The 12003-nt window shown below is 41.6% G+C and carries 8 protein-coding genes; 7 read left to right on the plus strand and 1 reads right to left on the minus strand.

Annotated features, from left to right (window positions below; translation table 11 throughout):
* Nucleotides 1-99: 99 nt before the first annotated feature.
* Nucleotides 100-807, minus strand: coding sequence for an NUDIX domain-containing protein (locus Q0R88_RS01090; RefSeq protein ID WP_295711349.1), 708 nt, complete (start codon nt 805-807; stop codon nt 100-102).
* A 309-nt stretch (nt 808-1116) separates the two neighbouring features.
* Between Q0R88_RS01090 and Q0R88_RS01095 the strand changes: the two genes are divergently transcribed.
* The 7 genes from Q0R88_RS01095 to Q0R88_RS01125 all read left to right on the plus strand — a co-directional run bounded on the left by Q0R88_RS01095 (nt 1117) and on the right by Q0R88_RS01125 (nt 11959).
* A complete protein-coding gene (locus tag Q0R88_RS01095; RefSeq protein ID WP_295711351.1) occupies nt 1117-2292 on the plus strand; it encodes an aldose epimerase family protein in 1176 nt (391 codons plus the stop codon).
* Between the two features lie 53 nt (nt 2293-2345).
* Nucleotides 2346-2939, plus strand: coding sequence for an RNA polymerase sigma-70 factor (locus Q0R88_RS01100; protein ID WP_295711353.1), 594 nt, complete (start codon nt 2346-2348; stop codon nt 2937-2939).
* A gap of 821 nt (nt 2940-3760) precedes the next feature.
* Nucleotides 3761-3970 (plus strand): hypothetical protein, encoded by a 210-nt coding sequence (locus Q0R88_RS01105; protein WP_295711354.1) that lies wholly within the window; start codon nt 3761-3763, stop codon nt 3968-3970.
* 140 nt (nt 3971-4110) lie between these two features.
* Nucleotides 4111-5205: a FecR family protein gene (locus tag Q0R88_RS01110; protein WP_295711356.1), complete on the plus strand. Its 1095-nt coding sequence runs from the start codon at nt 4111-4113 to the stop codon at nt 5203-5205.
* 227 nt (nt 5206-5432) lie between these two features.
* Nucleotides 5433-8714 (plus strand): TonB-dependent receptor, encoded by a 3282-nt coding sequence (locus tag Q0R88_RS01115; RefSeq protein WP_295711358.1) that lies wholly within the window; start codon nt 5433-5435, stop codon nt 8712-8714.
* Between the two features lie 29 nt (nt 8715-8743).
* Nucleotides 8744-10303, plus strand: a complete 1560-nt coding sequence (locus Q0R88_RS01120; RefSeq protein ID WP_295711360.1) for a RagB/SusD family nutrient uptake outer membrane protein — start codon at nt 8744-8746, stop codon at nt 10301-10303.
* A 168-nt stretch (nt 10304-10471) separates the two neighbouring features.
* Nucleotides 10472-11959, plus strand: a complete 1488-nt coding sequence (locus Q0R88_RS01125) for an arabinan endo-1,5-alpha-L-arabinosidase (RefSeq protein WP_295711362.1) — start codon at nt 10472-10474, stop codon at nt 11957-11959.
* The last annotated feature ends 44 nt before the right edge of the window (nt 11960-12003 follow it).

The raw sequence follows: 12003 nt of genomic DNA on the forward strand, positions 1-12003 counted from the left end.
TTGGTTTAATAATTCGTGTTGAAGTAACACTTATTTTTTTACAATAAAAAATTTTTCTAAAAAAACATTTAAAAAACTATAAAATCTGTTGGTGAAAATTTAATGTAAAAGGGAATCAGGATTAGGGATGAAATTCATAAATGCCTGAAATTTAGCGTAGTAGTTTTGCATGTTAAGCTGATAATAGTATGCGCCACGCTTGGATCCTGCTTTGTCTTTGTCATTTTGTTTGATGAGTAATCCGGTGGCTAAAACCCGCTTGCTAAAATTTCGTTTGTCAATTGGCGTATTAAAAACGCTTTCGTAAAGGGTCTGCAATTGTGGAAGTGTGAACTTGCCGGGTAAAAGTTCAAATAAAATAGGATGCATGGCCGCCTTGTACCTGATGCGTTTTTTTGCAGCCTCCACCATTTCCTGTTGATCGAAAATGAGCTTTGGTACACGTTTTAGTGGGAACCATTCTGCATGATAGTCCTTACTTAATTGGGTTTGATACTTATTAATATCAATTAAGGCAAAGTAAGTAACAGACACTGTGCGCTCTATAGGATCGCGTTTTGTGTTGCCAAATGTGTGTAATTGCTCCAGATAAACCCCCTGAAGCTCGGTTAGTTGTTTTAAAATGCGGTTGGCCGCCTGGTCTAAACTTTCTTTAGGCTGTACAAATCCGCCCATCAAACTCCAGTTATCTTTCTGTGGCTCGAAACTCCTTTTAATAAGCAGAATCTTTAAGGTATCGCCGTCAAACCCGAAGATAATGCAGTCAACTGCCAGTAAAAGTCGTGTTTGTTTGGAATATTTCTGCATGTGATTTGGTTTATAAGGATGGTAAATGTAATTTTTTAGATACAGAAAAATCAATTTCAAGTCATTGTTTATTCAGGAAAGGGCTTAAAAATGCATCTGTACAGGTTTATTTGTGTATTGAGTACACAAATAAAATGAAAATTATTTTAATTGTTTTTATCACAATTAAAATAATTTTATTCTACCTTAGATTTTAATTAGGGCGATCAATATGCTCCGATTAAAAAACCAAACACCAATTATAACCAGTAATACCGTTCAATAGGCTTCAATAAAAGGCGATGATGAGCGATAAACTATCAAAGAATTATGAAAATGCACGAAAAAAAGCACTTTTTATTATACGGCCTCGCGCTGTCGTTGTTTATGGGCTGTAATGGGCCGGCGGAGACGAAGACTGCCAACACCGATTCCACATCGGTAGTAAAAGCCGCAATACCCGATGCCAAAAATTTTGAAAGCGAAGTAAATGGTAAAGCCGTTAAACTATATACCTTGAAAAACAGCAAGGGTGCCAGCGTTGCCATTACCAATTACGGTGGCCGCATTGTAAGCCTGATGGTTCCGGATAAAAAAGGTACACTGACAGATGTAGTTTTGGGTTACGATAGTTTAAAAACTTACCAAAAACCAAAAGAGCCCTATTTTGGCGCTATCATAGGCAGGTATGGTAATCGTATAGGTAAAGGAAAATTCACGCTTGAAGGCAAACCATATCAATTGGATATTAATGATGGCGTTAATACCCTGCATGGCGGGTTTAAAGGTTTTTATGCACAGGTGTTTGATGCCACACAGGTTGATGACAAAACACTTAACCTTACCTATGTATCTAAAGATGGCGAAGGTGGTTATCCAGGAACGTTAACCGTTAAAGTAGCATATACCCTTACCGATGATAATGCCGTTAAAATTGAGTATACCGCAACTACTGATAAAACAACTATTGTAAACTTAACCAACCACGCTTACTTTAACCTGAACGGCGCGGGCAGCAGTACCATCCTCAATAATATTGCAAAAATTGATGCGGATAATATTACCCCGGTTGATGTTACGCTGATACCAACAGGGAAATTGCAGGCAGTAAAAAATACTCCATTTGATTTTACTACCGCAAAAGCTATCGGCACCAATATTAATGACAAAGACGATCAACTGAATAACGGTAAAGGTTATGATCATAATTTCGCGCTGAACAAGCATGATGCCACACAATCTGTAGCTACCATCAGCAGCTCCGAAACTGGTATCGTGATGGATATTTATACTGATGAACCAGGTTTGCAGTTTTATACCGGTAATTTTTTAACCGGAAAAACCAACGATGGTAAAGGTGGTAAGGCTTATGCGTACCGGTCAGCATTTTGTGTAGAGACCCAGCATTTTCCGGATGCGCCAAATCAGCCTGCTTTTGCATCAACTGTATTAAAGCCGGGGCAAACCTATCATACAGCAACCACATACAAATTTGCAGGTAAATAAGCTTCTTATAAATAATTGTAGTTCCATAGTTTGATTATTATACCCTGATTGAGATGAGCGAGACCGAAATAAAATATCTGCTTAATGATATTGCTTTGTATAATAACCGGGCATCTTTCAAAAAGCTATACCTGTTTTATTACTCTAAATTATTTTGGTTTGCCAAATCGTTTGTAAAAAATGATGAAGCTGCTGAGGAGATCATTGATGATGTATTTTTGAACCTGTGGGTGCAGCGCCAGAGGCTAACCGAAATTAATAACTTTAGTAATTATTGCTATGTTTCGGTTAAAAACAAATCCTTAACCCACATCTCCAAGGCCCAATTAAACCAGGTAAATATTGATGATGTAAAAATAGAGATCATTGATTCGGCGGCAACCGGCGAAGACAGGCTTATTTGCGGGGATGTTACTAAAGTTATTAATAATTCGCTGAACAAACTATCTGACCAATGCAAGGTGGTTTTTAAGCTGGTAAAAGAGGATGGCCTAAAATACAGGGAAGTTGCCGAGCTTTTAAACCTCTCCATAAAAACTGTGGAATATCATATGGGTAACGCGCTGAAACAGATTTCATCGGGTATAGCGAACGCTCAAAAGAACGCTACCATAGCGCAAGGAAAAGCATTTTCAGAAAAAAGATAATTGTTGAATCTGTTTTATGCTCATGGATGGTTCAGTTCGGATACAGCATGCAATTAATACTTATTTCGGGGTAATTCCATTTATACAAGGCAATAATGCTTAGTGAATTCCATTTATACAAGGCAATGTGATTAATTGAGCCCATTTAGCCTCTGGTCGGTGTTTTCACCGCATCAGCCTGAGGTCTGGATATTGAATCTAATATCCGATTACAACCGTAACAATTTTACTGATAACAGTGGCTGTTAAGGCCTTTTTGGAAAACGAGATCATCAACAAATGGTGCGGTGAAAACACCGACCATAAGCTAAACTATCTGACAATGCAAGGTGTTTTTTAAGCTGGTAAAAGAGGAGGCTTTAAATACTGGGAAGTTGCCGAGCTTTTAAACATATAGGCAACGCGCTGAAGAGGGTGGCAAACGGCATTGCCGGTTTCGAGTACCCCCGCTGTTCGAGTCGGAGACTTCGAACCACTATATCTGTAGTTTCCAGACTACAGGATGTCTAAAACAAACAATCAACATCGATAATACCATCAATTCCCACAGCAAGAAGTCTCATATCGGTCATCTCAAATCTTATCATGGCGTTACCTGCGGCCCGCGCTTTACGCTTATACTGCACAGGCCTTAGCCACATTGGCCGGTATCCGCTACAATCGCTAACGCAAACTTTAAGTAGATAGAAATGCTCAGGCAGGATCTACCTGTTTGTAGCAAACAAACAAAAAAAAAATAAAATTTGCGCCGTAGGTGCAACCCTAAACTTGCAAAGTAACCAACATACCGGCAAAGGGTAACCTCTACGAGGCAAGGGTTAATGGCGTGGTTTTTCTACAAACAGGTAGCACCTAACGGTGCAGGCTACTCATTTTTTAGCCTCTGGCCGGTGTTTTCATCGCACCAGCCTGAGGTCTGGATATTGCATCTAATATCCGATTACACCCCCGCACATTTACAATATGAAGACATGCCGCGTAGCGGCTACCTGTTTGTAGCACAAAAATTCAAATGTTTCTTTGCTCCATAGGAGCTACCCTTCTTTCTACATAAAATATTTAAACCCGATTCCCACGGGGTGATGTGTCATTTTATCCTTTTTAAAATAATTTTCATTTTTCGCCAGGGTATTTTCATTAGTTACAGTCTTTATGATTAGAGCCGTAAATAATGATTAATAATATTTGGATACTTATTGGTAAAAAGTTAAGTGGTGAGGCTACCGCCGAAGAATTGCTTGAACTTGAAGAACTGCTACAGCAAGGGGTTGCAGACCAGTATCCGCTTGCTCAATTGGAAGAGATCTGGAAAAGAGAGCACCAGAAAACAGCAGCGGGAAAGTTAGATGCTAAATGGCTGGCCTTTGAAACTAAACTTGATAATGCCGATAAGTTAGAATCGGAAGAAGTTTCACAATCGGAAGATACTGAACAGCTTAAGCCGAAATTGGGTATTATGAAATTCCTTAAAATTATTTCATTTGTTGTAGCGGCCTGTTTTGCGCTGGTTTTTATAATGTTCAATAAAAAGAATGTTATAGATAACCACAAAACCAACCAGATTATGGCGCCGCAAAACGGCATTAGTAAAATTCAATTGCCAGATGGTAGCAAGGTGTGGCTAAACTCTGGCAGTAAATTAGTTTATGGAGCAAATTATGGCGCCGAACAAAGAGCGGTATACCTTGTAGGCGAGGCTTTGTTTGATGTTGAAAAAGACCCCGATCATCCTTTTATAGTTACTACGTCAACCATCAGCATTAAGGTATTGGGTACCAAATTTAATGTAAGGGCATACGCCACCGATAAAACATCAGAAACTTCATTGTTAAGGGGACGCATTGAACTGACCGTTTTAAAAAATCCCGAAAAGAAGATCATTTTAAAAGCAGCTGATAAGGTTACAATTAATAATGAGCAACTATTTGTTAACGGTAAAGCGGCTATTTCATCTAAAGGCGGGATAGTAGAAGAAATTCCTTTAATGGCCTTAAGCAGGATTCACCTGGCTAAAAAGGATACTTTACCATCAGAGGCATTATGGATTGAGAATAAACTTGCTTTTGATGCCGAAGATTTTGAAAGCCTTTCCAAAAAGCTGGAACGCCGCTATAATGTGACCATCAGCTTTAAAGATGAGGAGTTTAAAAAGTTAAGATTTACCGGTAAGTTTCAAAATGAATCTATCGGTAAAGCCTTAAGAGCCCTGCAGTCCGCCACTTATTTCCGTTATAAAACCGACAATAATCAAATTTTAATTTATTGATAATTAATCATTTAACTAATTAATTAAATAGCCTATGCTTATATAAGTATCTAAACTAAAACCAAAAAACGGGGAAATGTTGACGCATCCCCCCGTGTATGTGGTAAAAGTTAACTACCAGCCCTTTAGAAAACCAAATAGTTAAACAACCTTAATGCTAAATTATGAAAAAAAATGTACCCCGCATTAACCAAGTGCGGTTAAACCAATTTTTGAAAATCTTTTTTATGTGTAAATTTATCCTTGCCCTGGTGATCATGTCATCGCTACAGGCTTTTGCAAAAGGATATGGCCAGAGTATAATAAACGTCAATTTCCAGAATGTTACCTTGAAAAAGGCATTTAAAGAAATTGAAAAAAAATCTGACTACCGCTTTTTGTACAATGATGATATACTGGCTAAAAATGTTTTGCCTGCAAGCCTGAATGTTACCAACGCATCGCTTGATGAAACTATGACTGCCTTGCTTGCCAAAACCAACCTGGTATACAAGTTAAGCGACAATAACCTGGTAATACTTTCAGAAAAAGGCGGTATCGTTTCCGTGCTTACCATTACTGGAAGGGTAACAGACGAAAGCGACCTGCCATTGCCTGGAGTAAGCATCAAAGTAAAAGGAGCTGCTGCGGGCGCCCAAACCGATGTTCAGGGTAAATATGTTTTAAACATCCCGGATGCCAGGGCCAGCAATGTGGTGCTTGTGTTTTCGTTTGTGGGCTACGCAACCCAGGAGGTGCCGTTAAATGGCAATTCGGTGCTTAACGTGCAGCTTAAGGCCGCGTCAAATTCATTAAACGAGGTTATCGTTGTTGGTTACGGTACGCAGAAGAAAGAAAATCTTACCGGCTCTGTTACCGTTGTAAACGTTAAAGATGCCACTAAACGTAGCACACCGGATATTGCCAGGGCATTGCAAGGCCAGGTAGCCGGTGTACAGGTAAATGGCTCTGGTGTACCCGGCGAAGGCGTATCTATTCGCATCCGCGGGGTAAGCTCATTAATTAATAACAACCCGCTTTATATTATTGATGGCGTGCCAACTATGGAACCCTTTGATTTTCCTCCCGGCGATATTGAAAGTCTGCAGGTTATAAAGGATGCATCAGCAGGGGCAATCTATGGTTTTCGCGGAGCCAACGGAGTGATCATTATCACCACCAAAAAAGGAAAAAACGGCCCGATGAAAATTAACTATAATGGTTATTTCGGCTTTCAAAAAAATCCTAAAACACTATCGGTTACCGATAGGATAGGCTACCAGAAAATTGCCGATGCTGCCGAAACAAATGCCGGCTTATCCCTGGCGCCAGGCAATGATCCAACCTCAAGTAAATTCATCAGTAATGTAAATACCGACTGGCAAAAATCTGGTTTCAGAACCGGCTATACCCAAAGTCATGACCTGGGTCTATCCGGCGGTAATGAAACCATGAACTATAATGTCGCTTTTGATTATTTTAACCAAACGGGTACTACTGTTTCGGGGCCGGCTTATACCCGTTATAACCTGAGCGGTAATATACAGGGTAAAAAAGGCATTGTATCTTTTGGTACCAAGTTTGCCTACACCGAAGGTGATTATAATAACCTGGCCTACCCGCACTTGCATGGTACCGGTAACCAGATTGTTGATTTGGTTACAGCCATCCCAACTATGCCTATTCTTGACCCTAATCGCGTTGGTGGTTACGGGGGTGTTGATCAAAATACCCAAAGAGCCATCTCGCTAAATATTATCGGTGTAAATAATTTGTTAAACAGCACCGGCCAGCGTAACCGTATGCTGGCATCTGCCTGGATGGAAGTTGAAATTGTTAAAAATCTGAAATACCGTTTAAGCGGAAGTTATGACCGTAACGATTTTAAAAACACTTATTTTGATCCTATTTATGACCTGGGCTGGTTTTACCCAAACACAACAGCTTATTACAGCGATGCCCGTGGCAATTACTATACAGCACTTATTGAAAATACATTAAGCTATAAACTAAGCATCCACAAGCATAATATTGAGTTGCTTGCAGGTACTGCTTACCAAAAAGATAAGAATGATAACCTTACCGGTGTAGCGTATAACCTGCCGCAGCCTTACCTGTTTGCATTTAATAACGTGAGCAATACGGTCGATAAAACAGTATTTAGCGATAGTAACCTGCGCAAATTTTATTCGCCCATATTTGGCCGTGTCAACTACAACTACGATGATCGTTACCTGTTAACCGCAAACTACAGGCGCGATGGTACATCGCAACTGCCATCATACAACCGTTTTGGTAATTTTGCCGGTGTATCTGTGGGCTGGAACATTGCTAAAGAAAAATTCCTGCACCTGCCGGATGCCGTTTCTCAGTTAAAAATAAAAGCGGGCTACGGTACTTTGGGTAACGTGAACGCGCTTCCGTTTTATCCTTACCAGTCCGTGGTTAATGCAAATGCGAGCTATGTGTTTGGTAATACCCTGGCATCGGGCGCAACCCAAACCCAGGTGTTTGACCAAACCAACAAATGGGAGCAAAAACGCACTACCAACATAGGGTTAGATCTGAGCTTATTCCATGATCAGTTAGCATTTTCATCAGAGTATTATGTCAATAAAATTATAGGCATCCTTTTACCAGTTCCAATTCCTATTTCGGTTGGTGCAATTAATACACCGCTGGTTAACGCTGCATCGTTCACCAATAAGGGTATCGAGTTTACAGTAACGTACCGCAGCAGGGATACCGGACCGTTTAATTACACCATCAGCGCCAACGCGTCGACAGTTAAAAATAAGGTATTATCATTAGGTAATGGCGGTAACCCAATTTATGGTGCTTACAGCAAAACCGAGGTTGGTGGCCAGGTTGGTCAGCTCTACGCGTTTAAAACCGAAGGTATTTTTAAAGATGCTGCCGATGTAGCCGCGCATGCCACCCAAACTGGTGCCGTACCGGGCGATATTAAATTTGTTGATACCAACGGCGATCATATCATTAACGATGCCGACCGTGTTTACTTAGGCTCGGCCATTCCAAAATTGTACTATGGTTTTAACTTAAGCGCCAACTATAAAAACATTGATGCATCGGTATTTATACAGGGTAACTACGGCAGTAAAATAGCCAATGGTGTTTACCAGTCATTAATGACCGGGCAATATACTAATGCCAGTACCGATGAGCTTAACTTTTGGACACCTGCAAACACCAACACCAATGTGCCAAGGCCGGTAATTGGTGATCCTAATGCCAATAACCGCAACTCGGACAGGTTTATACAAAGTGGTTCATACGCGCGCCTGCAAACCGCTCAGTTAGGTTACACGCTGCCAGCATCGCTATTAAACCGTACACATGTGTTCAGGAGTTTCAGGATCTATCTGTCAGGTCAAAACCTGTATACCATAACTAAGTACAAAGGTTTCGACCCCGATTTTATTAACGATGGTACTATTAACCGCGGTTTCGACTATGGTTCATTCCCTAACCCGCGTACATTATTAGTTGGTTTACAGGTAGGGCTATAATTATTGATTCACATTAAACATTAAGTATAATGAAAAATATATATATGAAAACTGTAGTTGCAATATTGGCACTATCGGCTTTTATCACGGGTTGTAAAAAAGGAGATCTGGATACCATAAACCCAAACGCGCAAACCACCCAAACCTTTTGGCAAAATGCCAGTGACGCGGTTAAAGGGATTAATGCCGCCTACGGAAGTTTAATTATTGATGGCTCGTACATGCGCTTTTCGCCAATAGTGGAAAACACCAGGGGCGATGATGCTACAAGCTATAGCCCATGGGATCAGATCTACAACATGGGTAAGTTTAACATGCAAAGCACCGGTGATGGTGTACTGTTTTCATGGACAGCTTACTACCAGGGCATTTTGCGTGCTAATGAGGTGCTAAAATATGTGCCGGCTATTAATATGGATGCCGATTTGAAAAAAAGGGTACTGGGCCAGGCTTATTTCCTGCGTGGCCTATATTATTTCCATTTGGCCGATTTTTATAAAAACGTGCCAATGCCTTTGGTGCCTGCCGGATCAAGCACAGATTATTTTCAAAAACAACAAACACAGGACGTAGTTTGGGCGCAGGTGATCAGTGATTTTAAAGCTGCCAAAGATCTGCTGCCTGCAAGTTACACCACTTTAACCACCGCTGATAACCAGGTTGGCCGTGCTACAAAAGGAGCCGCCGCGGCTTTTCTGGGTAAAACTTACCTGTTCACAAAAAAATATGCCGAAGCTGCTGCCGAATTTAAATCGGTTATTGATTTGGGTGTTTATAGTTTGGTGCCTAATTATTACGACAACTTTTTTGCTAACAACGAAAACAACGCCGAATCAATATTCGAAGTGCAGTTTTCGAGGGATGCCGGAGGTACTGACCTGGGCTGGGGTGGCGATCCATCATCAGGATGGGGACGTACATCTTCCAGGGCCATTACTTTTGGCGCGGCAAGCTTCGGCTTTACCGATGTGCAGCCAACACCTGTATTATACAATGAATATTTAGAAGAAAAAACAACCACGGGCGCTGTTGACCCGCGTTTGGATGTAACCATGTATTACAACAAACCAGGCGAAAGGCTGTATAACCAATCCTTTGCAGCAAGATATGCAGGCAGTTCATCATTAAACGCCCTGTTTTGCCACAAATATGAAAATGGTGATAGCGGACAGAATGATGAGTACGACTGGAGATCGGGTATTAATGAAAGGCTGATGCGCTACGCCGATGTATTACTCATGTATGCCGAGTGTTTAAATGAATTGGGCCAAACATCAGATGCCTATCCGTTTATACAACAGGTGCGCGGTCGTGCGGGTTTACCAAACCTGGCAACAGTTAAGCCAAACCTTACCCAGGCGCAAATGCGCGATCAGATTGGCCATGAACGTTTCCTGGAGTTTTCTTTGGAGGGACACCGTTTTGACGATATCCGTCGCTGGGGCTGGTTGCAGGATGCCACCAAACTGGCCTGGTTAAAAACAAGAGATCCGGAATTTAATACTTATACACCTGGAAAAGAGTATTTACCAATACCACTTACCGAAGTGCAAACCAATACAGGTTTAGTACAAAATACGGGTTATTAAGTAATAGCGAAAAGTAACGGGATAGTGCGATTCCTTCCTTGGGGAAGGGGAGGTAGGGGTTTAATCAGGCGGGTCAATCGCTCGTATAAACCCCTCCCTGCCATCGCACATAACCCCATTCACCCCTCCCGTTGGGAGGGAATTAAAACAAAAGGTTAAGAAAGCAAGATGAAGAAAGCAAGGGTTTTATACATAGCAGCCGTACTGGTAACTACAATGTTTTCCTGCTCAAAAAAGGAAACACCAACGCCTGTTAAAACAGATACTACAACTACCCCGGTAACACCGCCGGCCTCATTTGATGTTGGTTCTATAACCGATACATATGCCGATATCTCAGCCTTTATCTATTATCCTAAATGGACGGTATACAATGTGCACGATCCATCTATCAAAAAATTTGGCGATTATTATTATTGCTACAGTACCGATGTTGGTTTTGGGATAGATGTACGCTCGGGTCTGCAGATCCGCCGGTCAAAAGATCTGGTGAAGTGGGAGTATGTAGGCTGGGTATTTTCATCATTGCCGGCATTGGGTTCGCAATATATTACCGGCAAAGGCGGCACACCTTTTAATGCCTTATGGGCACCTTATGTAATGAAGGTAGGGACAGAATATCGTCTTTACTACTCATTGTCATCGGCAGTTGCACGCTTAAGCGTGATTGGCATGGCAACCGCGACATCACCAGATGGTCCCTGGACAGAAAAAGGTTTGGTAGTAACATCAGCAAATGATGCTACAATACAAACCAACGCTATTGACCCAACAGTGGTTACCACCACCAGTGGCGAACAGTACATGTACTATGGTTCTGCATGGGATGGTATTTATATATTAAAGCTGGATGCCTCAACCGGGTTGGCGGCATCACCGGGCGATAAAGGCAAACGCATTGCCAACCGAGGTTTTACAGGCGGCAAATACAACGGTAATATTGAAGGCGCAGAGGTGATCTATAATGCCGACCTGAAAAAATATTTCCTGTTTATCAGTTACGATTGGCTGCAAACCAAATACAATGTAAGGGTAGGCCGGGGCGATAGCCCAACAGGTCCGTTTTATGATTATAATGGGCATGATATTAATACCAGCGAAGATCATGGGCCTATGATTTTGGCTCCTTACCAGTTTAGTAACCAAAGCGGCTGGCAGGGCACCGCGCATTGTGCCGTGTTTGATGATGGCAGCGGTCAGTATTTTATGGCTCACCAGGGACGACCGGGAATCAACTCTTACTTTATGGACCTGCATGTACGCAAAATCTCCTGGACACCTGATGGCTGGCCGGTAGTATCGCCGGAGCGTTATGCCAATGTTGCGCAAACGGCTATAGCCAGTACCGATATTGCAGGTACCTATGAAAAAATAACGTTAGGTTACCATGTGGTTGTAGGTTACGGTACCGAGCAAACCAACCCGGATTTCCAGGTTTCAACCCAATTTAAACTCGATGCCGCGGGTACCATTAATGGTAATGCCGCCGATACCTGGACCTTTGCATCGCCATATATTACCCTTAAATACAGCAGCGGTGATACCTATAAATTAAAGGTTGAACGCGAACGCGATTGGGAAAACAAAATAACATCAACATTAATATTTACCGGCCTGGATAATACCGGCACGGCTATATGGGGAAAGAAGAAGTAAATTAAAATAAGGACGTAAGGTAAAAGGTGGGGCCTTGTGCGAAT

It is taken from the genome of Mucilaginibacter sp. (genome assembly GCF_025362475.1).
GTDB lineage: Bacteria > Bacteroidota > Bacteroidia > Sphingobacteriales > Sphingobacteriaceae > Mucilaginibacter.